This is a genomic window from Streptomyces sp. NPDC004065, assembly GCF_044903565.1.
Taxonomy (GTDB): domain Bacteria; phylum Actinomycetota; class Actinomycetes; order Streptomycetales; family Streptomycetaceae; genus Streptomyces.
On the sequence record NZ_JBJDQT010000047.1, the window covers coordinates 1 to 25,311 of the forward strand.

At 72.2% G+C, this 25,311-nt stretch carries 20 protein-coding genes and 1 pseudogene; 5 read left to right on the forward strand and 16 right to left on the reverse strand.

Translation table 11 applies throughout. The features are described from left to right. From ACI2LW_RS32235 to uvrC, 12 genes and pseudogenes are all read right to left on the reverse strand, one after another. Positions 1 to 378, reverse strand: a pseudogene (locus ACI2LW_RS32235) (glucose-6-phosphate isomerase); the annotation flags it as partial. Positions 379 to 449: 71 nt separating this feature from the next. Beyond that, positions 450 to 1,721: an MFS transporter gene (locus ACI2LW_RS32240; RefSeq protein ID WP_404734809.1), complete on the reverse strand. Its 1,272-nt coding sequence runs from the start codon at positions 1,719 to 1,721 to the stop codon at positions 450 to 452. Between the two features lie 170 nt (positions 1,722 to 1,891). After that, positions 1,892 to 2,227 carry an RNA polymerase-binding protein RbpA gene (locus ACI2LW_RS32245; RefSeq protein WP_003957010.1) on the reverse strand — a complete coding sequence of 112 codons (336 nt, stop codon included), beginning with the start codon at positions 2,225 to 2,227 and terminating at the stop codon, positions 1,892 to 1,894. Between the two features lie 249 nt (positions 2,228 to 2,476). Continuing rightward, a complete protein-coding gene (gene secG / locus ACI2LW_RS32250; protein WP_361411400.1) occupies positions 2,477 to 2,713 on the reverse strand; it encodes a preprotein translocase subunit SecG in 237 nt (78 codons plus the stop codon). A gap of 108 nt (positions 2,714 to 2,821) precedes the next feature. Further along, positions 2,822 to 3,598, reverse strand: coding sequence for a triose-phosphate isomerase (tpiA, locus tag ACI2LW_RS32255; RefSeq protein ID WP_404734810.1), 777 nt, complete (start codon positions 3,596 to 3,598; stop codon positions 2,822 to 2,824). Positions 3,599 to 3,604: 6 nt separating this feature from the next. Next, positions 3,605 to 4,816 carry a phosphoglycerate kinase gene (locus tag ACI2LW_RS32260; protein WP_404734811.1) on the reverse strand — a complete coding sequence of 404 codons (1,212 nt, stop codon included), beginning with the start codon at positions 4,814 to 4,816 and terminating at the stop codon, positions 3,605 to 3,607. 154 nt (positions 4,817 to 4,970) lie between these two features. Further along, positions 4,971 to 5,978 carry a type I glyceraldehyde-3-phosphate dehydrogenase gene (gap, locus tag ACI2LW_RS32265; RefSeq protein ID WP_404734812.1) on the reverse strand — a complete coding sequence of 336 codons (1,008 nt, stop codon included), beginning with the start codon at positions 5,976 to 5,978 and terminating at the stop codon, positions 4,971 to 4,973. 247 nt (positions 5,979 to 6,225) lie between these two features. Continuing rightward, positions 6,226 to 9,174 (reverse strand): M14 family zinc carboxypeptidase, encoded by a 2,949-nt coding sequence (locus tag ACI2LW_RS32270; RefSeq protein ID WP_404734813.1) that lies wholly within the window; start codon positions 9,172 to 9,174, stop codon positions 6,226 to 6,228. A gap of 584 nt (positions 9,175 to 9,758) precedes the next feature. After that, positions 9,759 to 10,748 carry a DNA-binding protein WhiA gene (gene whiA / locus ACI2LW_RS32275; protein WP_031121203.1) on the reverse strand — a complete coding sequence of 330 codons (990 nt, stop codon included), beginning with the start codon at positions 10,746 to 10,748 and terminating at the stop codon, positions 9,759 to 9,761. Continuing rightward, complete coding sequence (gene yvcK, locus ACI2LW_RS32280) at positions 10,739 to 11,833, reverse strand: uridine diphosphate-N-acetylglucosamine-binding protein YvcK (RefSeq protein ID WP_404734814.1); 1,095 nt, start codon at positions 11,831 to 11,833, stop codon at positions 10,739 to 10,741. The genes whiA and yvcK overlap by 10 nt, the downstream gene beginning before the upstream one ends. Then, entirely contained in the window at positions 11,830 to 12,891 is a 1,062-nt protein-coding gene (gene rapZ, locus ACI2LW_RS32285) for an RNase adapter RapZ (RefSeq protein WP_404734815.1), read from the reverse strand. Before rapZ ends, yvcK begins: the two co-directional genes overlap by 4 nt. Continuing rightward, positions 12,888 to 14,993, reverse strand: a complete 2,106-nt coding sequence (uvrC, locus tag ACI2LW_RS32290; RefSeq protein ID WP_404734816.1) for an excinuclease ABC subunit UvrC — start codon at positions 14,991 to 14,993, stop codon at positions 12,888 to 12,890. The genes rapZ and uvrC overlap by 4 nt, the downstream gene beginning before the upstream one ends. 374 nt (positions 14,994 to 15,367) lie before the next feature. Here uvrC and ACI2LW_RS32295 point away from each other — a divergent pair, with 374 nt between their 5' ends. Then, positions 15,368 to 16,315 carry a hypothetical protein gene (locus tag ACI2LW_RS32295; protein ID WP_404734817.1) on the forward strand — a complete coding sequence of 316 codons (948 nt, stop codon included), beginning with the start codon at positions 15,368 to 15,370 and terminating at the stop codon, positions 16,313 to 16,315. Between the two features lie 23 nt (positions 16,316 to 16,338). Here the strand turns inward: ACI2LW_RS32295 and ACI2LW_RS32300 are convergent, their stop codons facing one another. Beyond that, a complete protein-coding gene (locus ACI2LW_RS32300; protein WP_404734818.1) occupies positions 16,339 to 16,764 on the reverse strand; it encodes a Rieske (2Fe-2S) protein in 426 nt (141 codons plus the stop codon). A gap of 263 nt (positions 16,765 to 17,027) precedes the next feature. Here ACI2LW_RS32300 and ACI2LW_RS32305 point away from each other — a divergent pair, with 263 nt between their 5' ends. Further along, the gene (locus ACI2LW_RS32305; RefSeq protein WP_404734819.1) at positions 17,028 to 18,209 is read left to right on the forward strand and encodes a LacI family DNA-binding transcriptional regulator; all 1,182 of its coding nucleotides are present in this window, start codon (positions 17,028 to 17,030) and stop codon (positions 18,207 to 18,209) included. Next, on the forward strand, positions 18,206 to 19,117 hold the full coding sequence (locus ACI2LW_RS32310) for a carbohydrate kinase (protein ID WP_404734820.1): 912 nt from the start codon (positions 18,206 to 18,208) through the stop codon (positions 19,115 to 19,117). The genes ACI2LW_RS32305 and ACI2LW_RS32310 overlap by 4 nt, the downstream gene beginning before the upstream one ends. Before the next feature lie 113 nt (positions 19,118 to 19,230). On the opposite strand, the gene uvrA is transcribed toward ACI2LW_RS32310, so the two are convergent. Next, entirely contained in the window at positions 19,231 to 22,242 is a 3,012-nt protein-coding gene (gene uvrA / locus ACI2LW_RS32315; RefSeq protein ID WP_404734821.1) for an excinuclease ABC subunit UvrA, read from the reverse strand. Between the two features lie 233 nt (positions 22,243 to 22,475). Here uvrA and ACI2LW_RS32320 point away from each other — a divergent pair, with 233 nt between their 5' ends. Together ACI2LW_RS32320 and ACI2LW_RS32325 are read left to right on the forward strand one after the other, a co-directional pair. Then, positions 22,476 to 23,162 (forward strand): maleylpyruvate isomerase family mycothiol-dependent enzyme, encoded by a 687-nt coding sequence (locus ACI2LW_RS32320; RefSeq protein ID WP_404734822.1) that lies wholly within the window; start codon positions 22,476 to 22,478, stop codon positions 23,160 to 23,162. A 44-nt stretch (positions 23,163 to 23,206) separates the two neighbouring features. Next, positions 23,207 to 23,863 (forward strand): MBL fold metallo-hydrolase, encoded by a 657-nt coding sequence (locus ACI2LW_RS32325; RefSeq protein ID WP_404734823.1) that lies wholly within the window; start codon positions 23,207 to 23,209, stop codon positions 23,861 to 23,863. Positions 23,864 to 23,914: 51 nt separating this feature from the next. On the opposite strand, the gene ACI2LW_RS32330 is transcribed toward ACI2LW_RS32325, so the two are convergent. Both ACI2LW_RS32330 and aroQ read right to left on the reverse strand, forming a co-directional pair. Then, on the reverse strand, positions 23,915 to 24,418 hold the full coding sequence (locus ACI2LW_RS32330; RefSeq protein ID WP_404734824.1) for a hypothetical protein: 504 nt from the start codon (positions 24,416 to 24,418) through the stop codon (positions 23,915 to 23,917). Between the two features lie 387 nt (positions 24,419 to 24,805). Further along, entirely contained in the window at positions 24,806 to 25,279 is a 474-nt protein-coding gene (aroQ, locus tag ACI2LW_RS32335) for a type II 3-dehydroquinate dehydratase (protein ID WP_404734825.1), read from the reverse strand. Positions 25,280 to 25,311: the final 32 nt, after the last annotated feature.

The window sequence follows — 25,311 nt, forward strand, 5'->3', positions numbered from 1 at the left end:
GAGGACTTCGTGCACCTTGGGCACGACGTTCTCGCCGTCGACCTCGATCACCGCCTCCCGCGGCGCCCGCAGCGCGGTGTGCAGCACCGCCCGGTCCTCCGTGACGTTGATCCGCTCCCCGCGGAACATCGCGTCCCGCAGCCCGAACACGTCGGTGGCCACGGCCAGTTCCCGCAGCAGCCGCAGCGTCTCGTCCGTCACCAGGTGCTTGGAGTAGTCGACGTACAGATCGCCGACGCGCAGGGCGTATCCGTCACCGCGCCCGGGATCGGCGGCGAACAGCTCCCGCAGATGTGTGTCGGCCAGTCGCTCGCGGTGCTCGGCGAGAGCGGTCCACTCGGGCCTCTGGTTGAGCCTGCTACGGGCGTCTGCGTTCATGTCGGGCTTCAGCCTTCTTTCCTAGCCGTACTGCTGTGTGGTGCCTGCCCCGCCGGTCCCAACCTAGTTGATCAGGAGCGGGGGCGACCTGCCGTCGCGCCGCCGTCCGGCGCACCAACAGATACGTCCTGCCGGCGTCCGGATATCAAAAGGACGACGGCGAGGCCGAACAGCGCGGCCGTCGCGAGCGCGGGCGCGTTCAGCCCGAAGGCCCGGGCCGCGGCCCCGCCGAGCAGGGCGCCCAGCGGGGCGCCGGCCGTCGAGGCCGTGCGGAAGGCGGCGGCGATCCGGCCCAGCAGGGACGCGGGGGCGCGCTGCTGCATGAGGGTGGTCTGGTTGACGTTCCACACCATGCCCATGGCGCCGAGCAGCGCCAGGGCGGCCAGCAGGGCTCCGAGATGGCGGACGGTGCCGGCCAGCACCAGGGACGCCGTCTGGACGGCGCCGGCCACCAGCAGCGCGTGGATCCGCCCGGTACGGCGTGCGATGCGCTGGGCGGCGAGGCCGCCGGCCAGGCTGCCCGCCGAGTAGGCCGTCATCGCGGCGGCGAACGCGGCGTCGCCGCCGTGCAGCCAGCCGGTCACGTGCAGGACGAGGGTGGCGATCAGGGCGCCCATGCCGATGTTGCACAGCAGGGTGGCCCCGCAGACGGTCCGCAGCGCGCGGTCGCCCCACAGGGCGCGCAGTCCTTCGCCGATCTCGGCTCTCAGGGTGCTGCCCGCCGGGCGTGGCGCCCGCTCGGGCGGCCGTGTGCGCAGGGAGGCCACGAGGGCGGCGGCGAGGAGATAGGTGACCGCGTCCGCCGCGAACGGCATGAACGCCCCGGCGGTCAGCAGCAGCGGCACGAACGGCCCCGCCAGGAGGCCGCCCGCGAGTTGCTGACCGGTCATCAGCCGGGCGTTGGCGCTGCCCAGCGACTCGCGGTCCACCAGCGAGGGCAGCAGGGCCGTGGAGGCGTTGTCGAACAGGGTCTGCAGGGTGGTGAGGGCGAAGGCGAGGCAGAGCAGCAGGACGACCGAGGCGTGTCCGAGCCCCACGGCGAGCGTGAAGCCGGCGACGAGCAGGGCTCGCACGGTGTCGACCGCCCACATCGCCCGCCGCTGGTCCACCCGGTCGGCCACCGCGCCGCCGAGCAGGCCGAACAGCAGCCACGGCGCATAGCCGCAGGCGGTGACGGAGGCGACCGCCAGCGGCTCGTCGGTGAGCCGCACGGCGAGCAGGGGCAGCGCGGCCGTACGCAGGGCGTCCCCGAACCTGGAGACCACGGCGGCCGTCCACAGCCGTCCGAACCCTCCGCGCCACGCGGGTCGCCGAACGGCCCCCGCCACCTCGACCGCGGCCATGATCCCCCCTCACGATTCGCCGATGTGCAAACCGTAGGGGGCACCACTGACAATCGGTCCGCGGCGGCCGTCCACCGGACACGGGCCCGGACGTGGAGCGGGCCCGCCGCCGCGCCCTCGCGGAGGCAGGTCCGCCGCCGCGCCCTCGTGGACGCCGGCGGAGCCGGGTGCTAGATCTCGCCGCGCAGCTTGGCCAGCGCCTCGGCGAGGATCGCCTCGCCGTCCGCGTCGCTGCGCCGCTCCCGCACATAGGCGAGGTGTGTCTTGTAGGGCTCGGTGCGCGGCGGGTCCGGCGGGTTGTCCCGGTCCTGCCCGGCGGGGAAGCCGCAGCGCGGGCAGTCCCAGGTGTCGGGAACCTGCGCGTCACTGGCGAAGCTGGGCTGCGTCTCGTGCCCGTTGGAGCACCAGAAGGAGATGCGCAGACGCGGCGCGGACTCGCCGCGCTCGGCCTCGCCCATCGGCCCCGCCCCGACCCGGCTTCCTCGGATCGCGTTGCCACTTGCCACGGTCGTAACTCCCTGCGTGATGGTGCCGCGAAGCGAGTCGGCGTTTCGCTTCACTGCGAGCGCCTCAGTCTACGTAAGGCCCAACGCGCGTCCAGTGATTGGAGTTACCGGCCCCCACACACAGACGCAAGCCCCATGATAGGCCGCGCCCGAAGGAGCGCACCGACCATGGGGCTTTACGTACGTTATGTGCGGTCTCCGCCGTCCGGAAAGGGGTTCGAAAGACGTCGGTGGAGCGTACGGAAACCGTCAGCTGCTGGACTTCATCAGGATGCCGAGCACGATGATGCAGGCGAGCCACAGCAGACCGATCACCACGGTGATCCGGTCGAGGTTGCGCTCGGCGACCGAGGAGCCGCCGACGGAGGACTGCATGCCGCCACCGAACATGTCGGAGAGGCCGCCGCCCTTCCCCTTGTGCATCAGCACCAGCAGCATCAGCAGCAGGCTGAAGACGATCAGGGCGATCGAGAACCCCAAAACCACGGCTGGACCAACTTCCTCGGATTCGGATGGACGACGGGGCACGGTGGCAGGCCACCGTGCCCCGCAAGGGTACGACGAATCGCCGTCACCGCCTACTCGCAGCTCGCCTCACTGATCGCGGAAGCGTACGATCTTGACGAACTCGTCCGCGTCCAGCGAGGCGCCGCCGACCAGCGCGCCGTCGATGTCGGCCTGCGCCATGATCTCGGCGACATTGCCCGACTTGACGGAGCCGCCGTACTGGATGCGGACCTTGTCGGCGACGTCCTGCGAGTACAGCTCGGCGATCTTGCCGCGGATCGCGGCGCAGACCTCCTGCGCGTCCTCGGCGCCGCAGACCTTGCCGGTGCCGATGGCCCAGACCGGCTCGTAGGCGATGACGATCGTCTCGGCCTGCTCGGCCGGGAGGTCCTTCAGACCGCCCTCGACCTGGGCCAGGGTGTGCGCGACGTGACTGCCCGCCTCGCGGACCTCCAGTTCCTCGCCGACGCACAGGATCGGGGTCAGACCGTGCTTGTAGGCGGCCTTGACCTTGGCGTTCACCAGCTCGTCGGTCTCGTGGTGGTACTGGCGGCGCTCGGAGTGGCCGATCACCACATAGGTGCACTTGAGCTTGGCCAGCATCGCGCCCGAGATCTCGCCCGTGTAGGCGCCGGAGTCGTGCTGCGAGATGTCCTGGGCACCGTACTTGATCTTGAGCTTGTCGCCGTCGACCAGGGTCTGCACGGAGCGCAGGTCGGTGAAGGGCGGCAGGACGGCGACCTCGACGGCCTCGTAGTCCTTGTCGGCCAGGGCGAAGGCGAGTTTCTGGACGTGTGCGATGGCCTCGAGGTGGTTGAGGTTCATCTTCCAGTTGCCCGCCATCAGCGGCGTGCGCGTGCTCATTAAGGTTCAGTCCTCCAGTGCGGCGAGGCCGGGGAGCGTCTTGCCCTCGAGGTATTCGAGGGAGGCGCCGCCACCGGTCGAGATGTGGCCGAATGCCGACTCGTCGAAGCCCAGCGTACGGACGGCGGCGGCGGAGTCGCCGCCGCCGACCACGGTGAAGCCGTCCGAGTCGACGAGGGCCTGGGCGACGGCCTTGGTGCCCTCTGCGAAGTCGGGGTGCTCGAAGACGCCCATCGGGCCGTTCCAGAAGACGGTGGCGGCGTCGGCGAGCTTCGAGGCGTACAGCTTGCGGGTCTCCGGCCCGATGTCCAGTCCCTGCTGGTCGGCGGGGATGGCGTCCGCGGCGACGGCGGCCGGGTGGGCGGGAGCCTTGGTCTTCAGGTCGGGGAAGTCCGGTGCGACCAGGGCGTCGACCGGCAGGACCAGCTCGACGCCGCTCTTCTCGGCGCGCTCCAGGTACTCCTTGACGGCCGGGATCTGGTCCTCCTGGAGCAGGGACCTGCCGATCTCGTGGCCCTGCGCCTTGAGGAAGGTGTAGGCCATGCCGCCGCCGATGAGCAGCCGGTCCGCCTTGCCGAGCAACTGGTCGATGACGGCGAGCTTGTCGGAGACCTTGGCGCCGCCGAGCGCGACGACGTACGGCCGCTTGACGTCCTCGGTGAGCTTGCGCAGCACGCCGACCTCGGTGGCGATGAGGTATCCGGCGTAGTGCGGCAGCCGGGCCGGGAGGTCGTAGACGGAGGCGTGCTTGCGGTGCACCGCGCCGAAGCCGTCGCCGACGTAGACGTCCGCGAGGGCGGCGAGGGCGTCGGCGAACTCGCCGCGCTCGGTGTCGTCCTTGGACGTCTCGCCGGGGTTGAAGCGCAGGTTCTCGATGACGGCGACCTGGCCGGGCTGGAGGCCGTCCACCGCGCCGTGGGCGGCCGGACCGACCGTGTCCTGCGCGAACGCCACGGGCGCGCCGAGCAGTTCACCGAGCCGCTCGGCGGCGGGCAGCAGCGAGAAGGCCGGGTCCGGGGCGCCCTTGGGGCGGCCGAGGTGGGAGGCGACGACCACCTTGGCGCCGGCCTCGGCGAGGGCCTTGACGGTCGGCAGGACGGCGCGGATGCGGCCGTCGTCCGTGATGAGGCCGTCGGCGAGCGGCACGTTGAGGTCGGCGCGGACGAAGACCCGCAAGCCGTCCACGCCTTCGGCGAGAAGTTCGTCGATCGTCTTCATGGATGGAACTCCTGGAGAGGGGGCTCTTGATCGTACGAGGGCTGATCGTCGCTGAGCGGGCCGGGCCCGCCGCACGTGCGTCAGGGCTCGGGCGGCGCGTCCACGCGCCGCCCGAGCCCTGAGCTCACGGAGGTTGCCCGCCCGCTCTGTTCGATCAGAGCTGGTTGCCCACGAAGACCGTGAGGTCGACGAGGCGGTTGGAGTAGCCCCACTCGTTGTCGTACCAGCCGATGACCTTCACGTTCTTGCCCTCCTGGACCATGGTCAGGGAGGAGTCGAAGGTGCAGGACGCCGGCGCGTTGACGATGTCGGAGGACACGATCGGGTCCTCGGTGTACTCGAGGACGCCCGCCAGCTCACCCTCGGCGGCCTTCTGGAAGGCGGCGTTGACCTCTTCCTTGGTGACCTCGCGGGAGAGCTCGACGACCAGGTCGGTGACCGAGCCGGTGGGCACCGGGACGCGCATGGCCATGCCGTCCAGCTTGCCCTTGAGCTGCGGCAGCACCAGGGCGGTGGCCTTGGCGGCGCCGGTGGTGGTCGGGATGATGTTCTCGGCGGCGGCGCGGGCGCGGCGCAGGTCCTTGTGCGGGAAGTCGAGGATGCGCTGGTCGTTGGTGTAGGCGTGCACCGTGGTCATCAGACCCTTGACGATGCCGAAGTTCTCGTCCAGGACCTTCGCCATCGGGGCCACACAGTTGGTGGTGCAGGAGGCGTTGGAGATGACGTGGTGGTTCGCCGGGTCGTACTTGTCCTGGTTGACGCCCATCACGATGGTGACGTCCTCGTTCTTCGCCGGAGCGGAGATGATGACCTTCTTCGCCCCGCCGGCGATGTGCTTCTCGGCGTCTTCCTTCTTGGTGAAGATGCCGGTGGACTCGATGACGATGTCCACGCCCAGGTCGCCCCAGGGGATGTCGGCGGGGTTGCGCTCGGAGAGGACCTTGATGGTCTTGCCGTCGACGGTGATGGTGTCCTCGGTGTGGGAGACCTCCTGCTTGAGGCGGCCGAGGATGGTGTCGTACTTCAGCAGGTGAGCGGTGGTCGCGGTGTCACCCAGGTCGTTGACAGCCACGATCTCGATGTCTGCACCCTGCTCCAGCAGCGCGCGGAAGTAGTTACGACCGATGCGGCCAAAGCCGTTGATGCCTACGCGGATCGTCACGAACCGATCTCCTCGTTGGTACGCCGGTTTCGACGCCGGCGAGCTGTATGGGATGTCCCCGACCAACCCCGACCCTACCTCTCCGGAGCCTCCTGAGTGACATTCCGAGGCCCCCCAGAAGGCATGGCGGTCCGTACCCGTGAGTAGGCGTACGGACCGCCCGGACACGGGGTCCGATTCAGTCCTTTTCAGTACTGCTGTCCATTCATGTTGACCGCATTCATCACTCTTTCGTGCGGGGCCCGGCTCACTTGTCGAGGGCCGCGATCGAGCGCCTCATCAGGGCCGTGCGGTCGGCCGCCGAGGGGAGGTGTTCGAGGCCGAAACCGAGCAGCACGGACCGGCCGGTGGTGACCGCCCCGTACGTCTTGAACAAGGTTCCCGAGCGTGTCCAGTCCTTCAGCACGGCGGGGCTGCCGGCCGGGGGCCCGGACACCTTCCAGGGGCCGAGCGAGGTCTCGAATCCCTCGGTGTCCCGCGCGGTTCCCGCGACGACGAGCGCGGTGTCGTCGGCGAGCACGCCGTGGCCGCCGGTGCCCGGGTCGGTGACGTAGCTGAGGGAGACCTCGACCTGCCGGCCGGCGTAGGCGCTCAGGTCGAAGGCCACCTGCTGCCAGCCGCTGGAGGAGCCGGTGAGGCTGTGCCACGCGCCGCTGGTACCGGTGGCGGTGCAGCCGCCGGAGCCCAGGGTCAGGTAGTGCCGGAGCCAGGGGTGCTCGCCGATCAGGAACCCGGCCCCGCACTCGGCGGGCACGGCAGCGCTCGTGCGTCCGCCCGTCTCGGGGAGCGTGGTCCAGTCGTCGGCCCCGACGGTGTGGATCTCCAGCAGCGCGTGGTCGTAGCGGGGCTCGGTGTCCCACAGCAGCCGGGTGGTCAGCGCCGGCCGGTCGGCCGCGCCGACGCCGGTGAGGTCGACGGTGCGGGTGAGGCGCTTGTAGGAGTCGTCGGTGTGCACCGCGGCCGCCATGTACGCGCCCGAGTAGGGGCCGTACGGGTCGACGGTCCCGGCGAACCGGCCCGCGCCGGCGCTCGCGAACTGCGGATACCTGCCCGCGGGCAGCTCGTCCGAGGTCACCCCGTAGGTGCCGGCCGCGTCCAGCGGGTCGCCGGGCACGCCCGCGAGCGGTCCGGTGAACCCGGCGAGCCGCCCGGAGCCGGTGAAGCCGGTGGCGCCGGCGGTCGACGTGCGCGAGTAGGCGCCCAGGTAGTACTGGCTGAAGTCGTCCGACAGGGCGCCGTCCCCGAGGTCGACGCTGCCGCCGGCCCGCTGGCCCGCCTCGATCAGCCGGCCGCCCTCGTTGAGGTACGCGCGCAGCTGGACCTGGGTGGGATTGCCCGGGCCCTTGGCGCCGGAGTAGTGGACGACCGTGCGGAAGTGCTTGAGCACGGCGAGGGCGTCCGGCGGACCCTGGGTGGCGACGTCCCAGACGACGGCGCGGCGTCCGTTCGCCCTGAGCGCGTCCACGTACGTGTGCGCCCGCGCGGCGGGCGCGCCCTCCTCCGCGACCACCAGGGTGTCCGCCGCGGCCCGCCGGGCCACGGTGTACGTGAAGCGGGAGCCGGAGATCTTCCGGCCGCCGGCCCGGCCGGTGAACCGGACCTCCACCCGGTCGCCCGGACCGGCGCCGCGGACCTTCGCCCGGTACTCGTCGAAGTACAGGTGGTCGGTGCCGCCGTAGATCCTGCCGCCCTTCCAGGGCTTGAGCGGCACCCGGTGCGTACGGCCTCCGTCGACGCGGTACTCCAGCTCCTTGTCGCGCACGGCCTTGCGGACGACGACGGAGACCTCCTGGTCGGCGCCGCGCGCGTAGGACGTGGTGAAGGCGGCCGGGGTGAAGTCCGCGGCGCGCAGGCCCACCGGTGAGCTCGGCCGGTCCGGGTGGGGCGCCGTCTCGGCGACGGCGAGTGCGAACGGCACGTTCTTCTCGAACTCCCGCTCGATGAGCTTCTCGTCGTCGGGGAAGGTGAAGACCGACCGGCAGTCGGCGGCGTTCCAGGCGTCGTCCGGGTCCGCGTCGGAGGCGGTCTGGCAGGTCGACATCTCCGGGGTGAACATCGCCATGCCGTTGACGTTGCCCGCGTGGCCGTCCGCCTCGCCGTTGGTGGTGTACAGCTCGGAGGAGAGCTGGGAGTGGTAGCCGGGGATCGCGGGCTTCTCGGGGGTGCCGGCGAGCGCCTTGTAGAGCACGTCGTCCGGCGTCGGGGTGGCCACCTGCCAGCCGACGCCGTAGAGCAGCAGCTCGGCGGCGGAGTGGTAGTTGATGGCGTAGCGGAAGCGCACGCGCTTCTCGAACCGGTCGAGCGCCCGCGTCTCGGGCTCGGAGCCGGGGGCCGCGCCACGATAGGTCTCGCTGGTCGGGTTGGGGGACGAACCCTCGTCGTCGTAGCCCCACTTGTAGGCGAAGTTGCGGTTGAGGTCGACGCCGTCGCCGGTGGAGATGACGCCGTCGCCGTTGACGTCCCGCAGGTTCTTGCGCCACAGCCGGGTGCCGGCGTCCTTGAAGGTGTAGTCGTAGCCGTCGGGGTTGGCGGAGAGGACGAACCACAGCTCGGTGCTGTCGACGATCCTCCTGATCCGCCGGTCCTTCGCGTAGTGGTCCAGGTAGTAGTGCATCAGCCGGCGGGTCATCTCCGGCGTGATCCACTCGCGCGCGTGCTGGTTGGACATGTACAGCACGGCCGGTTTGGACCCGTCCTTCGTCCTGTTCGCGTTCCGGCTGAGCTTGAGGGCGAGGATGTCCTGTCCGCGCACGGTCCTGCCGATGGAGACGACCTTGGTCAGGCCGGGGTGGGTGCGGGCGGTGCGCAGGATCTCCTCCTTCAGCCCGCCCTTGCCGCCGTAGGGGCGGAAGACGCCCTGGGCGGCGGTGTCCACGCGCCGTGCCGCCCGGGCGGACAGGCTGTGCTCGGTCAGGTGCACGCCCTGCCCGCGGAGCGTGTCGGCCTGCCGGGCGGTGAGGTACAGCTCTACGGTGGTACGGCCCTTGTGGCTGCGGTCGCCCAGTTCGTGAGCGTCCTGACCGGCCTTCAGCAGCAGGGGTACCTGCCGCTCGGTGACATCGGCGCGGAAGACCTTCACCTCGTCCGGGTCCGGCCGGGGTGAACTTCCGTTCTGTGCCTGGGCGACGGGCGCCAGGCCCGCTCCGCCGAGCAGGAGCGCGCCGACAGCGAGGATCGATCTCGCTCTGTGTCTCATGAAACCCCCTGGCGGTCGTCCGCCACAGCGGCGAACAGCTGCCAGGTTCATGTCACTTCTTGATCGAGTCAAGGGTGCCTCAAAGACAGGGAAACGCCGCGAACGCGACCCTCAACCAGGCCGGTTCCGGGGCGTGTTGGCCGATGGGGGGTGGGGCGACCGAGCGGTGCCGGGAGGTGCGGCCGTGCGGTCGGGTGGGGAGGGGGCGTGGGGGGTGGAGGGGGCGTATGGGTGAAGAGGGCCGTGAGGGATGGCGGGTGGAAGGGGTCTTGAGGGTGGGGGCGGCGGGGGGTGGACGGGTGTTGAGGCGGTGGCGGGTGGCTGGGGCGGCCGTCCGTCCCCGGGCCGCTTGCTCGGGAGGCCGCGGGAGGCACGCGGCCGGGCCGGTCAGGCGGTCAGGCGGTCAGGCCAGTGGGGCCGGTCAGGCGGTCAGGCGGTCAGGCGGTCAGGCCAGTGGGGCCGGTCAGGCGGGTGAGCCTGGTGGAGCCGCCCGCAGCGGGCCGTGGATCGGAGGTCCGGCGGGACCGGCCGACGCCCCGGCCTCGGCCGTGCCGGCCGGACCGGCCGGCACGGTGTGGCGGGCGTCAGCCCACGAGGTTGTCCGCCAGTTCCTCGGTGAGGTTGGCCTCCGTGCCCGGGATGCCCAGGTCGGAGGCGCGCTTGTCGGCCATCGCCAGCAGCCGGCGGATGCGGCCGGCGACGGCGTCCTTGGTCAGCGGCGGGTCGGCGAGCGCGCCCAGCTCCTCCAGGGAGGCCTGCTTGTGCTCCATCCGCAGACGCCCCGCGGCGGCGAGGTGCTCGGGCACGTCGTCGCCGAGGATCTCCAGGGCGCGCTGGACCCGGGCGCCCGCGGCCACGGCCGCGCGGGCCGAGCGGCGCAGGTTGGCGTCGTCGAAGTTGGCGAGCCGGTTGGCCGTGGCGCGCACCTCGCGGCGCATCCGCCGCTCCTCCCAGGCCAGCACGGACTCGTGCGCGCCGAGGCGGGTGAGCAGGGCGCCGATGGCGTCGCCGTCGCGCACGACGACGCGGTCCACGCCGCGTACCTCGCGGGCCTTGGCCGCGATGGACAGCCGGCGGGCCGCGCCGACCAGGGCGAGGGCCGCCTCGGGGCCGGGGCAGGTCACCTCCAGTGAGGAGGAGCGGCCGGGCTCGGTGAGCGAACCGTGGGCCAGGAAGGCTCCGCGCCAGGCGGCCTCGGCGTCGCAGGTGGCCCCCGAGACCACCTGCGGGGGCAGGCCGCGGATCGGGCGGCCCCGCCCGTCGACGAGTCCGGTCTGGCGGGCCAGCTGGTCACCGCCCGCGACGACGCGCACGACGTAGCGGGAGCCGCGGCGCAGTCCGCCGGGCGCCATCACGATCAGCTCGGAGCTGTGGCCGAAGATCTCCAGGATGTCCCGCTTGAGGCGCCGGGCGGCCATGGCGGTGTCCAGCTCCGCCTCGATCACGATGCGCCCGCTGACCAGGTGGAGGCCGCCGGCGAACCGCAGGATGGCGGAGACCTCCGCCTTCCTGCAGCAGGTCCGGGTGACGGGGAGCCGGGAGATCTCGTCCTTCACCGCTGCCGTCATCGCCATGGGCCGATCCTTCCATGCATCCGAAAAATACGGTCGTACGCGGCAGCCAGCAGCTCCGGGTCGTGCCGGGGGGTTCCGTCCCTCCGGGCCACCGGCGCCAGCTCGACCGCGGCGCCGAACCGCTTGGCGGCCTCGGTGAGGACTTCGCGGTCGGGCACGGCGGCCTCGTCGGCCAGCACCACGTCCAGGGCGAGTTTAGGGGCGTGTCGTCCCAAAACCTCCAAATGACGCTGCGGGGAGAAGCCCTCGGTTTCTCCGGGCTGCGGTGCGAGGTTCAACGACAGTACCCGGCGGGCCTTGGTGGCGAGGAGGGCGTCCAGCAGTTCGGGGACCAGCAGGTGGGGGATGACCGACGAGAACCACGAGCCTGGGCCGAGCACCACCCAGTCCGCGTCGAGCACCGCGGCGACGGCCTCGGGGACGGCGGGCGGGTCGTGCGGCACCAGGTGCACGGACTGCACCTCGCCCGGGGTGAGCGCGACGGTGGCCTGGCCGCGGACGGTGTCCACGTCGCCGGGCCGGCCGGGGTCGTGCCCCTTGACCAGGGCCTGCAACTCCAGCGGCACCGCGGACATGGGCAGCACCCGCCCGTGCGCGCCGAGCAGCTTGCCGACCAGGTCGAGGGCCTGGACGTGGTCGCCGAGCTGCTCCCACAGGGCGACGATCAGCAGGTTGCCGACCGCGTGGTCGTGCAGGGCGCCCTGGGAGGTGAAGCGGTGCTGGATGACACGGGCCCAGGTCTGGCCCCAGTCGTCGTCACCGCACAGCGCGGCCAGCGCCTTGCGCAGGTCGCCGGGCGGCAGCACGCCCAGCTCGTCGCGCAGGCGCCCGCTGGAGCCGCCGTCGTCGGCCACGGTGACGACGGCGGTGAGGTCGCCGGTGATCCGGCGCAGCGCGGCGAGCGAGGCGGACAGGCCCATGCCGCCGCCGAGGGCGACCACCTTGGGCTGGGCGCCCCGGCGGCGCGGCCGGGCGCCGCGTGCCTCGGCGGGGCGGCCCGGACGCCCCTCGGCGGCCTGGCGGGCCGCCCGGCCCTCCGGCACCCCCCGGCGCAGCCTGCTCAGCCGCGGAGTACGTCCGGTCACTCGCGCCCCATGTCCCGGTGGACGACGACCGTCTCCACACCCTCGGCCGCGAGCCGCGCGGCGAGCTTCTCCGACATGGCCACCGAGCGGTGCTTGCCGCCTGTGCAGCCGATGGCGATGGTCACGTAGCGCTTGCCCTCGCGGCGGTAGCCGGCGGCGATCAGCCGCAGCAGCTCGGCGTAGCGGTCGAGGAACTCCTTGGCGCCGGGCTGGTTGAAGACGTAGGCGGCGACCTCCTCGTTGAGGCCGGTGTACGGGCGCAGCTCGGGGACCCAGTGCGGGTTGGGCAGGAACCGCATGTCCGCGACCAGGTCGGCGTCGACCGGCAGGCCGTACTTGAAGCCGAAGGACATCACGGTGGCCCGCAGCTCGGGCTCCTCCTCGCCGGCGAACTGGGCGTCCATCTTGGCGCGCAGTTCGTGCACGTTGAGGCTGGAGGTGTCGATCACCAGGTCGGCGTCGCCGCGCAGCTCGCGCAGCAGCTCGCGCTCGGCGGCGATGCCGTCGACGATCCGGCCGTCGCCCTGGAGGGGGTGCGGGCGGCGCACGGACTCGAAGCGCCGCACCAGGGCCTCGTCGGAGGACTCCAGGAAGACGATGCGCCGCGTGACGTGCTTGGCCTCCAGATCGGCCAGCGACTCGCGCAGGTTGTCGAAGAAGCGCCGGCCGCGGACGTCGACGACGACCGCGATGCGCGCCACGTTGCCCTGCGAGCGGGCGCCGAGCTCCACCATGGTGGGGATCAGCGCGGGCGGCAGGTTGTCCACCACGAACCAGCCGAGGTCCTCCAGACACTTGGCGGCCGTGGACCGGCCGGCCCCGGACATGCCGGAGATGATCACCAGCTCGGGGATCGCCGCGTCGTGGCCGGCGGCCGTGTCGCTGCCCGTACTCACCTGTGCTCCGTCTTCCCGGACCGCGGGGCCGCGCCGGTCCTCCTCCTGGACCGGGTGCTGCCGCTGGTCCTCTTCGCGGGCCGTGCGCCCGTGCCCGTCCTCGCGCGCGTCCCCGGTCGCCCGGTTCCGGTCCGCCGCGGGCCGTGTCTCGTGCTCGGTCATGTCTCCTGCCCCCGTCGTTCGTCCGGGGAGCCCGTGGGCACGGGCTCCCCCGCGTCACCCGCCGTCGTCCCGGGTGCCGGTTCCTGCACGTCTTCCATGATCTCTCCCGTCGCCGTGTTCACGGCCGGGGCGGCCGGAGCCGCCTGGGCGAGGGCGGCGGCGATCGTCTCGGCCGTCTTGCGGCCTATACCCGGTACCTCGCAGATCTGGTCGATTGTGGCGGACCGCAGCCTCTTCACCGAGCCGAAATGCTTGATCAGCGCCTGTTTGCGGGAATCGCCGAGACCGGGCACGTCGTCCAGCGGGCCGGACCGCAGGCGCTTGGCCCGTCTGGTGCGCTGATAGGTGATCGCGAAGCGGTGGGCCTCGTCCCGCACGCGCTGGAGCAGGTACAGGCCCTCGCTGGTGCGGGGCAGGACCACCGGGTCGTCCTCGCCGGGCACCCAGACCTCCTCCAGGCGCTTGGCCAGGCCGCACACGGCGATGTCGTCGATGCCGAGTTCGTCCAGGGCCCGGCGGGCGGCGGCGACCTGGGGCTGTCCGCCGTCGACGACGACGAGCTGCGGCGGGTAGGCGAACCGCTTGGGGCGGCCGTCGTCCTCCATGAGCCGGTTCAGGGAGCCGCCGGGCGAGCCGTCCGGGGAGTCGCCGGGCGAGCCGTCCGCCGCCGGCGCGTCCTCCTCGGCCCACTCGCCGGTCCTCTCCTTCTCGGCGAGGTAGCGGCGGAAGCGGCGGGTGATGACCTCGTGCATGGAGCGGACGTCGTCCTGGCCCTCGAAGCCCTTGATCTGGAAGCGGCGGTACTCGCTCTTGCGCTGCAGGCCGTCCTCGAAGACGACCATGGAGGCCACCACGTCGTCGCCCTGGAGGTGGGAGATGTCGTAGCACTCGATCCGCAGGGGTGCGCTGTCCAGGTCGAGGGCCTCGGCGATCTCCTCCAGGGCGCGGGAGCGGGTGGTCAGGTCGGAGGCCCGCCTGGTCTTGTGCAGGACGAGCGCCTGCTGGGCGTTGCGCGCCACGGTCTCCATGAGGGCCTTCTTGTCGCCGCGCTGCGGTATGCGCAGGGAGACGGCCGAGCCGCGGCGTCCGGTGAGCCACTGCTGCACCGGTTCGACCGGGTCGGGCAGGGCCGGGACGAGGACCTCCTTGGGCACGGCGTCCCCGCTCTCCTCGCCGTACAGCTGCTGGAGGGCGTGCTCGACCAGGGCGCCGGTGGTGACGTCCTCGACCTTGTCGGTCACCCAGCCGCGCTGGCCGCGCACCCGCCCGCCGCGCACGTGGAAGATCTGGACGGCGGCCTCCAGCTCGTCCTCGGCGACCGCGATCAGGTCGGCGTCGGTGGCGTCGGCGAGCACCACCGCGTTCTTCTCCATGGCCTTCTTCAGGGCCTCGATGTCGTCGCGCAGGCGGGCGGCCCGCTCGTACTCCATCTCCTCGGCCGCGGCCGTCATCTCCTTCTCCAGGCGCCGCAGATAGGTGCCCGTGCGGCCGGCCATGAAGTCGGCGAAGTCCTCGGCCAGTTCCCGGTGCTCCTCGGCGGAGACCCGGCCGACGCAGGGCGCGGAGCACTTGCCGATGTAGCCGAGCAGGCAGGGGCGGCCGGTGCGGGCGGCGTTCTTGAAGACGCCGGCCGAGCAGGTGCGCACGGGGAAGACGCGCAGCAGCAGGTCGACGGTGTCGCGGATGGCCCACGCGTGCGCGTACGGGCCGAAGTAGCGCACGCCCTTCTTCTTGTGGCCGCGCATCACCTGCACGCGCGGGAACTCCTCGTTCATCGTCACCGCGAGGTAGGGGTAGCTCTTGTCGTCGCGGTACTTGACGTTGAAGCGGGGGTCGAACTCCTTGATCCAGGAGTACTCCAGCTGGAGCGCCTCCACCTCCGTGGACACCACGGTCCACTCCACGGACGCCGCGGTGGTCACCATGGTGCGCGTGCGCGGGTGGAGGCCGGCCAGGTCCTGGAAGTAGTTCGCCAGGCGCTGGCGCAGGCTCTTCGCCTTTCCGACGTAGATCACCCGGCGGTGCTCGTCACGGAACCTGTAGACCCCGGGGCAGTCCGGGATGTCGCCCGGCTTGGGGCGGTAGCTGGAGGGGTCGGCCATGTCTCACACCCTACTGGCGGGGGCCGACATGGCGGCGGGCCTGTGGACAACACCGGCCGCCCGTCACACCCGCCGCACGCTCGTTCGACTACCAGGTGTCACCATGTCCTTTCGCGACGTGCCGGCCCCTGTCCCGGCGCCCGTACGACCGCCCGTGCGACCGTCCTCGCCGGGGTGCGGACTCGGCCACAACCGCGGATGCCGGGTCCCAGGTGTTGTCGGGACTTGGTCAACACGCTTCAATGCGGGGGAACTCGGGGCCGTGGCCGACGGCGTACGGATGTGATGACGCCCTCCGCCCGCGCCGGGGCGGTCCCGAGGACCCGTGTGAACGGTCTGACCAGCCGCCCGCACCCTCACAGAAAGGCCCGTGCATGCCGCACGCTACGCAGCAGGTGGACGCCGCCACCCCGGAACTGGACACCGCCCTGCGCGGCGGCCCCTTCCACGTGGCACTGCGCGCCGCGATCGCCGCCCGCGGACTGCCGTTGCAGCGCGTGCAGCACCATCTGTCGCGCTACGGGGTCAGGGTCGGGGTCACGAGCCTGAGCTACTGGCAGCAGGGCGCCCGGCGCCCGCAGCGCCCCGAGTCGCTGCGCGCGGTACGGGCCCTGGAGGAGATTCTCCAGCTGCCGGACGAGTCGCTGATCCGGCTGCTGGCGAAGGCCGAGGAGCCCGCCGCGGAGCAGCGGCCCGCCGCCCGCTCCTACCGCTCGCTCATCGAGGCCTCGGACGTCTCGCGGCGGCTGCTGGCCGAGCTGGACTGCCCGCTCGACGGCGGGCTGCACATCCTCGGGCACCACGAGCGGGTGCGCATCGGTGCCCGCTGTGAACTCGCCGGGCGCGAGTCGCAGCACATCGTCCGCGCCCACCGGCACGGTGTCGACCGGTTCATGGCGGTCCACCACGGCGATCCGGGCTGCGTGCCGGAGCGGATGACCGTGCACGCCCTGGAGAACTGCCGCACCGGACGCGTGCGCCGGCACCACGAGTCCGGGGTGCTGGTGGCCGAGCTGCTCTTCGACACCCGGCTGCGCGCCGGTGACACGTTCTGGTTCCGGTACGCCGTCGAGGACGGCACGGCCGGCGTGTCACGGGAGTACGTGCGCGGGTTCGGCTCGGCGGGCGGCCAGTACGCCCTGCAGGTGCGGTTCGACGCCGGCACCCTTCCGTCGCACTGCCACCGCTTCACCCAGCACTCCGCCGCCGCCCCGCGCGGCGGCCGGGTGGAGCTGCCGGTGAGCGAGCGGCACCGCTCGGTGCACCTGGTGGAGCCGCGCGTGCGGTCGGGGTTCGTGGGAATCGGCTGGGACTGGGAGTGACCCGGGCCGGCGGCGGCCCGCGGTCAGGCGCCGGGGCCCGCCACGACCTTGCCGCCTGACACCCGCACGGGAAGCGCGGCGAGCGGCGTGGTGGCCGGGGAGCGCACCACTTCTCCGGTCGTGGCGTCGAACTCGCTGCCGTGGCACGGGCAGACCAGGGTCGTGCCGCGCAGCTTGTTGATCGGGCACCCCGCGTGGGTGCAGATCGTGCTGAACGCCTTCAGGGCGCCGCCGCTGTCCCGGCTGACGACGACGTTGTGGTCCCGGTACAGCTTGACGCCGCCCGGCGGGATCTCGCTCTCGGCACCCAGCTCGACCGGCGCGGTGGGCGTCGCGGGCGCCGTCGTGCCGCCCATCGGGCCGCAGGCGGCCAGACCCAGTCCGGCGACGGGGGTGAGGGCCGCTCCCCGCAGGACGGTGCGACGGCTCGCGGCGGGACGGCCTTGCATGAACATCTCCACTGGTCAAAAGGGCTTGCGGGCCGACGATATCGCCCCGGAGGAAGCTCCGGACCGGCGGGGTGGGGGCGCGTGGACGGGCCGGCGGGGGCGCGTGGACGGGCAGGACGGGGGGCGCGTGGATGGCCTGGGCGGGGGGCGCAAACGCTTGCGCAAGCGTTTACGCGGGCGTGCCGCATGGGATACCTTCCGGGCCGCGGGGCCGCACGCCGCCGGATCACGGCGCGCAGGCACACGGCCCGGAAGGGAACGCGATGCCCACCATGGCCGACGTGGCACGGAGCGCCGGGGTCTCCGTGGCGACCGTCTCGCACGTGCTGAACGGCACCCGGCCCGTGCTCCCGCACACCCGCCAGGCGGTGCTCGACGCCGTCGAGGAACTCGGCTACACCCCGAACGGTCCCGCCCGCTCGCTGGTCACCTCGCGCACCCGGTCCATCGGCCTCGCGGTGTCCGCCCTCAGCAACCCGTACTTCACCGAGATCCTCCAAGGGGTCGAGCGCTGCGCGCTGCGGCACGGCTACAGCCTGCTCGTCGCCGATCCGCACGACGATCCCGGGCACGAGCGCAGAGCGGTCCGGCTGCTGCACGAGCGCCGTGTGGACGGCGTGATCGTCGCCCCGTCCGCCGAGCCGCACGCGCTGCTCGAGTACCTGACGCGGCACGCGGTGCCGACGGTGTTCCTCGACCGGTTGGTCCGCACGGGGCCGGAGACCGAGGTCCGCACGGGGCCGGAGGCCGAAGTCCCCACAGGGCCGGAGGCCGGGGCCCCCACGGGGGCGGAGAGCGCGGCGGACGGCCGCGACGGCGTTCGCGGCGGCGCGCCCGCCGCCGAACCGGGCGACGGCGTACGCCCGGCACCCGGCTTCGACCAGGTGTGCGCCGACGGCACCGGGCCGACGGCCCGCCTCGTCACCCATCTCGCCGCCCTGGGCCACCGCCGGATCGGCCTGGTCGCGGGCCTGCCGGGGCTCAGCACGACCGGCGAGCGGGTCACGGGCTACCGCCACGGCCTGGCCGCCGCCGGACTCCCCCACGACGAACGGCTCGTGGCGCACGGCGACTCCACGGCGGAGGGCGCCGAACGCGCCACCGGGGCCCTGCTGTCGCTCGCCGCGCCGCCCACCGCGCTGGTCACCGCCAACAACGCGATGACCATCGGCACCCTGCGCGCCCTGCGGGCACGGGGCCTGTCCGTGCCCGGCGACATCGCGCTGGGCTGCTTCGACGACTTCGTCTGGGCCGACCTGTTCTCACCCCGGCTGACCGCGATCGCCCAGCCCGCCGAGGAGCTCGGCGCGCAGGCCGTCCGGCTGCTGCTGGACCGCCTGGCACACCCGGGCCGGCCCACCCGGACCGTGCGCCTGTCCTGCACCTTCGTCCACCGCACGTCCTGCGGCTGCCCCGAACGGCCCGAGAAAGGAACCGACTCGTGATCGTCGTCGCCGGTGAGGCCCTGATCGACCTGGTACCGCAGGGCACGGGTGCCCTGGCTGACCTCAAGCCGGCGCTCGGCGGCGGCCCCTACAACACGGCCGTCGCGCTGGGCCGGCTCGGCTCCCCCACCGCCTTCTGCTCGCGCACGTCCCACGACGCCTTCGGCGAGGCGCTGCTCGACGGGCTGCGGCGGGCCGGCGTGGACGTCTCCGCCGTGCAGCGCGGTCCGGAGCCGACCACGCTGGCCGTCGCCACGGTGGGCGCCGACGGCTCGGCCGCGTACACCTTCTACGTCGAGGGCACCGCGGACCGGCTGTTCACCGTGCCCGGCGGGCTTCCCGGGGGGACCCGCGCGGTGTCCTTCGGCACGTGCTCGCTCGTGCTGGAACCGGGTGCGAGCGCCTACGAGGAGCTGATGCGGACCGCGGCCGCCCGGGGGGTGTTCACCGCGCTCGACCCGAACATCCGCGCGGGACTGATCTCCGACGCGGACGCCTACCGCGCGCGCTTCCGCGGCTGGCTGCCCTCGGTGTCCCTGCTGAAGCTCTCCGAGGAGGACGCCAGGTGGCTCGGGGGCACACCCCGCGAGTGGCTCGCCGCCGGGCCCTCGGCCGTCGTGATCACCCATGGCGGCGAGGGGCTCACCGCCCACACCCGGGACGGCCGGGAGTACTCCGTGCCGGGTGAGAAGGTCGACGTCGTGGACACCATCGGCGCGGGTGACACCGTCAACGCCGCCCTGCTACACGGCCTGTCCGCCCGCGACGCCCTCTCCGCTCAGGGGCTGGCCGGGCTCGGCGCGGAGGGCTGGACAGGGCTGCTGCGGTTCGCGGCCCGTGCCGCGGCGATCACCTGTTCACGCGCGGGCGCGGAGCCGCCGTACGCGTCGGAGGTGGGTGAGCCGTAGCGGGCGGGGGCGCCTGGGGAGGTGGTGACCGGGGGCGGCTTCCGCGGCTGCCCGGGCAGCCGTGCGGCCGCCCGGGGCGCTTGCCCACGGGCGGCCGCACACGGCTTGTCGGCTCAGGCCTTCCGCGCCCGCGTCGTCTTCCTGGCGGGTGCGGCCTTCTTCTTGGCCGCGGTGCCGTCCGCCGCCCGGGCCGTGGCCGTCCTCCGCGCCGTGGAGGTGGCCGCGACCGCCTTCTTGGCGGCGGCCCTGCGCGGCGCCTTCACCGGCTCGGCGTCGCTGATCCGGTCGGCGCCGAGGATCTCGCGCAGGAACTTGCCGGTGTGGCTGGCCGGCACGGCCGCGACCTGCTCGGGCGTGCCCTCGGCGACGACCAGACCACCGCCGGCGCCGCCCTCCGGGCCCATGTCGACGATCCAGTCGGCCACCTTGATGACATCCAGGTTGTGCTCGATGACGATGACCGTGTTGCCCTTGTCGACCAGGCCGGACAGCACCTTCAGCAGCTTGCTGATGTCCTCGAAGTGCAGACCGGTGGTCGGCTCGTCCAGGACGTAGACGGTGCGCCCGGTGGAGCGGCGCTGCAGCTCGCTGGCAAGCTTCACACGCTGCGCCTCGCCGCCGGAGAGCGTGGTCGCGGACTGGCCGAGCCGGACGTAGCCCAGCCCGACGTCCTTGAGCGTCCGCAGGTGGCGGGAGATCGAGGGGACGGCCTCGAAGAAGTCGGTCGCCTCCTCGATCGGCATGTTCAGCACGTCGGCGATGGACTTGCCCTTGTAGTGGACCTCCAGGGTCTCCCGGTTGTACCGGGCGCCGTGGCAGACCTCGCACGGGACGTAGACGTCCGGGAGGAAGTTCATCTCGATCTTGATGGTGCCGTCGCCCGCGCAGTTCTCGCAGCGTCCGCCCTTGACGTTGAAGGAGAAGCGGCCGGGCAGGTAGCCGCGGACCTTCGCCTCGGTGGTCTCGGCGAACAGCTTGCGGATGTGGTCGAAGACTCCGGTGTACGTCGCCGGGTTGGACCGCGGGGTGCGGCCGATGGGCGACTGGTCGACGTGCACCACCTTGTCGACGAGGTCGTCGCCGTCCACCCGCGTGTGCCGCCCCGGCACGTTGCGCGCGCCGTTCAGCTCACGGGCCAGGTGGGTGTAGAGGATGTCGTTGACCAGGGTCGACTTGCCCGAGCCGGACACGCCGGTGACCGCCGTGAACACCCCGAGCGGGAAGGACACGTCGATGTCCCTGAGGTTGTTCTCGCGGGCGCCGTGCACCGTGAGCTGCCGGGACGGGTCGCGCGGGCGCCGGACGTCGGGCAGCGGGATGGACTTCTTGCCGGACAGGTACTGGCCGGTCTGCGACTCGGCGTTGGCGAGCAGTTCCTTCAGGGAGCCGCTGTGCACCACCTTGCCGCCGTGCTCGCCGGCGCCGGGGCCGATGTCGACGACCCAGTCGGCGACCTTGATGGTGTCCTCGTCGTGCTCGACGACGATGAGCGTGTTGCCCATGTCGCGCAGCCGGACCAGGGTCTCGATCAGCCGGTGGTTGTCGCGCTGGTGCAGGCCGATGGACGGCTCGTCCAGGACGTACAGGACGCCGACGAGGCCGGAGCCGATCTGGGTGGCCAGGCGGATGCGCTGCGCCTCGCCGCCGGAGAGCGTGCCGGCCGCGCGGTTCAGCGAGAGGTAGTCCAGGCCGACGTCGACCAGGAAGCGCAGCCGCTCGTTCACCTCCTTGAGCACCCGTTCGGCGATCTTCTTGTCACGGGCGCTGAGCTTCAGCTCCCCCAGGAAGTCCGCGCAGTCGCTGATGGACATCGCGGAGACCTCGGCGATGGACTTGCCCATGATGGTGACCGCGAGGACGACCGGCTTCAGGCGCGTGCCCTGGCAACCGGGGCAGGGCACCTCGCGCATGTAGCCCTCGAAGCGCTCACGGCTGGCGTCGGACTCGGCCTCGCCGTGCCGGCGCTTGACGAAGTTGACGGCGCCCTCGAAGGAGGCCATGTACACGCGCTCGCGGCCGTACCGGTTGCGGTAGCGGATCTCGATCTGGGTCTTGTGGCCGTACAGCAGGGCCTTCTTGGCGCGCTGGGGCAGCCCGGCGAAGGGGATGTCCGTGCGGAAGCCGAGCGCGGCGGCGAGGGCGTGGATCTGCCGGTCGAAGTAGTCCTTGGTGTGGCCGTGCGACCACGGGTGGATGGCGCCCTCGTCGAGGGTCTTCTCCTCGTCCGGGACGATCAGCTCCGGGTCGACCTCCATGCGCGTGCCGATGCCGGTGCACTCGGGGCAGGCGCCGAAGGGCGAGTTGAAGGAGAAGGACCGCGGTTCCAGCTCCTCGAAGGACAGGTCGTCGTAAGGGCAGTACAGGTGCTCCGAGTACATGCGCTCGCGCTCGGGGTCGTCCTCGGGGAGGTCGACGAAGTCGAGCACGACCATGCCGCCGGACAGCCCGAGGGCGGTCTCCACGGAGTCGGTCAGGCGGCGCTTGGCGGAGTCCTTGACGGTGAGGCGGTCGACGACCACCTCGATGGTGTGCTTCTCCTGCTTCTTCAGCGTGGGCGGGCTGGACAGCTGAACGGTCTCACCGTCCACCCGCGCGCGGGAATAGCCCTTGGTCTGCAGGTCGGCGAACAGGTCGGCGAACTCGCCCTTGCGCTCGCGCACCAGCGGCGAGAGCACCTGGAACCGGCTCCCCTCCGGCAGCTCCAGGACCTTGTCGACGATGGCCTGCGGGGACTGGCGCGAGATCGGGCGGCCGCACTCGGGACAGTGCGGCTTGCCGATCCGGGCGAACAGCAGGCGCAGGTAGTCGTAGACCTCGGTGATGGTGCCGACCGTCGAGCGCGGGTTGCGCGAGGTCGACTTCTGGTCGATGGAGACCGCCGGGGACAGACCCTCGATGAAGTCGACGTCCGGCTTGTCCATCTGGCCGAGGAACTGCCGGGCGTAGGAGGACAGCGACTCCACGTAGCGCCGCTGGCCCTCGGCGAAGATGGTGTCGAAGGCCAGGGAGGACTTACCCGACCCGGACAGGCCCGTGAAAACGATGAGCGAGTCCCGGGGCAGGTCGAGCGAGACGTTCTTCAGGTTGTGCTCACGCGCGCCACGGACGATGAGACGGTCGGCCACGCCGGTCCGCACCTTTCTTGAGAGAAGTGACAGGGGCGGGGCCCCCGTGCTTTCTCAGACTAGGGGGAGCCACTGACAACGCCGGGTGGGATCCCGGAAGCGCCTGGATAGTCAACAAACCCCGGCCCTCCAGCATGCCCGACGCCGCAGTCGACCTTATAGCACGCGCATTCGATTTGCGGGCGAGGTCCGCCTCCTTCACCCGAACGGGTGGCGCGGCTAGGGTCGGCGTCATGATGGATCACGTACGCGACCTGCAGTCTGTACACCTCGCCACCGAACGGCTGCTCACCGCAGCCGCCAAGCTGGACAACGCCGCTGTGACGGACCAGTCACGGCTGCCCGGCTGGACCCGCGGCCATGTCCTCGCCCATGTCGCCCGGAACGCGGACGCGCTCGTGAACGTGCTCGAGGGACGGCCGATGTACACCTCCGCCGAGGCCCGGGACGCCGACATCGAGCGGGACGCCCCGCGCCCCCTGGACGTCCAGCTCGCCGACGTGCGCGAGAGCGCGGCCCGCTTCGAGAAGGCGGCGGCCGTGCCCGCCGACTGGTCGCGCACGGTGGAGCTGCGCAACGGTGTGACCGACTCCGCGTCCCGGCTGCCGTTCCGCCGCTGGGTGGAGGTCGAGCTGCACCACGTGGACCTGGGGATCGGGTACGAGCTGGAGGACCTGCCGGACGAGTTCACCGAGCGGGAGATCGACTTCCTCGCCCAGCGCTTCACCGGGCACCCGGACGTGCCGCCGACCCGGCTGACGGACGGCACGCGCGCGTGGACCACCGGCCGGGAGGGGGCCGGGACCGAGGTCACGGTCACCGGCGCACCCGCGGACCTGCTGGGCTGGCTCGCCGGACGGCGCACCGGCGCCACGCTGAAGGCGGAGGGCGGCGCGCTCCCGGCGCTCCCGCCGCTGTAGCCCGTCGGCGGACCGGCGGCGGCTTCCGGCTATAGGCTGCGGCCATGATGTACAGCGGAGAGGTGAAGGTCGGCGGCCCGGCGCAGGTGCACGAGCTCAAGGACCTGATGATCACCAAGATCGCGGTCGGCCCGATGGACAACAACGCCTATCTGCTGCGCTGCCGGGCCACCGACGAGCAGCTCCTCATCGACGCGGCCAACGAGGCGCACACGCTGCTCGGGATGATCGGTGACGACGGCATCGCCTCCGTGGTCACCACCCACCGGCACGCCGACCACTGGCAGGCGCTGGCGGAGGTGGTGGCGGCCACGGGGGCGCGTACGTACGCGGGCCGGGAGGACGCCGAGGGCATCCCCGTGCCGACCGACGTCCTGGTGGACGACGGCGACACGATCAGGGTGGGGCAGGTGGAGCTCACCGCGCGCCACCTCGTCGGCCACACGCCGGGGTCGATCGCGCTGGTCTACGACGACCCGCACGGGCATCCGCACGTGTTCACGGGCGACTGCCTCTTCCCCGGCGGCGTCGGCAACACCCACAAGGACCCGGAGGCGTTCGCCCGTCTGATCCACGACGTGGAGACGAAGATCTTCGACGTCCTCCCGGACGAGACCTGGGTCTACCCCGGACACGGCAACGACACCACGCTCGGCGCGGAGCGGCCCCACCTCGCGGAGTGGCGCGCACGAGGCTGGTGATCCACGGGCCCGCCGGCCATCCGGCCGCGGGTCCTTGTTCCACCCCCGGGATCACAAAGCCACGGTCAACGCCGACGCCTGCGGTTCCTGGGCAGTTCCTGGCGCCGGTTGATCCCGGGCAGGCGGACGTCGAAGTCGTCGAGCATCAGCAGCGTGCGGGCCCGGGTCCGTTCCTTTATGTAGGGCCAGGCGGCCTCCAACCAGGCCACTGTGGGTCAGGAGCTGATCCAGCACCTCGAAGTAGACGGCGCCGCCGACGTGCTGCGTGGGGTGGTCCACGATGCGCTCCACGAAGTCCCAGCAGCGGGTGAGCAGGTCGGTGTCCGGGCTGTCGCTCCGCAGCTGCGGCATCAGCACCGGTGTGGTGAAGCATCCGGCCGGCAGCTCGTACAGCATCACGGCCGCGTCCTCGGTCAGGACAGCCGTTTCCGCGGGCTGGTGGAACATCTCCGCGACGGAGTCGGCGCACTCCGGGACCATGGTCGGCAGCAGCGCGGGGATCTCCTCGAACGGGATCTCCTGGGCCGGCTTCTTCCCGGCGGGGACGTCGCTCATGTCATCCTCGGTCGGATGCGCGGTGGTCGTGCTCGTCCATGGTGGCCGGCGACCCCGGCTCGCCATTCGCCCGAAGATTCGGGCACGGCAACGACACCACGCTCGGCGCGGAGCGCCCGCACCGTCCCGAGTGGCACGCGCGCGGGTGGTGAGCCGGCGCCGGCCGGCCGCGCCCGCGCACCCCGTGCGAACGCTTCGCACGCACCGGCGCCACGCGTGCGCTTTCCGCTCATCCCGGCGCGCGGTCGACTGGGAGCAGCCCCGCACGGGATGACGGCTCCTGCGCGGTACGGGCCGCCGGTCTTCATTCCCCGCCCTCGGCCGGCGGCCCCGGCTGTGTCCGGCCGGGTCCGCCCGTCGCCCGTCCGCGCGTCCGCGTGCCGGTGGCTAGGCGTCCGCCTGTGCCGGGCCCGCCAGCGCGGCGACGCGCTCCACCGCGAACACGTACCCCTGCACGCCGCAGCCGGCGATGACCCCGTCGGCGCGCAGCGAGACGTAGGAGTGGTGCCGGAACTGTTCGCGCTGGTGGATGTTGGAGATGTGGACCTCCACCACCGGCAGTCCGTCGCAGGTGTTGAGGGCGTCCAGGAGGGCGACGGAGGTGTGCGAGTAGGCGGCGGGGTTGATGACGATCCCGCAGTGGCCGAGCCGCGCCTCGTGGATCCAGTCGACCAGTTCGCCCTCGTGGTTGGACTGCCGGAAGTCCACCGTGCCGCCGTGCGTGGCCGCCGCCTCGGCGCACAGCGCCTCCACGTCCGCGAGCGTGGCCGAGCCGTAGATGTCCGGCTGCCGCTGCCCGAGCAGGTTGAGGTTGGGGCCGTTGAGAATCATGATCGGGGCGTTGGCCAGGGTGCGGGGCACGGTTCCTCCGGTCCGTTCGTCGTCGAGCGGTC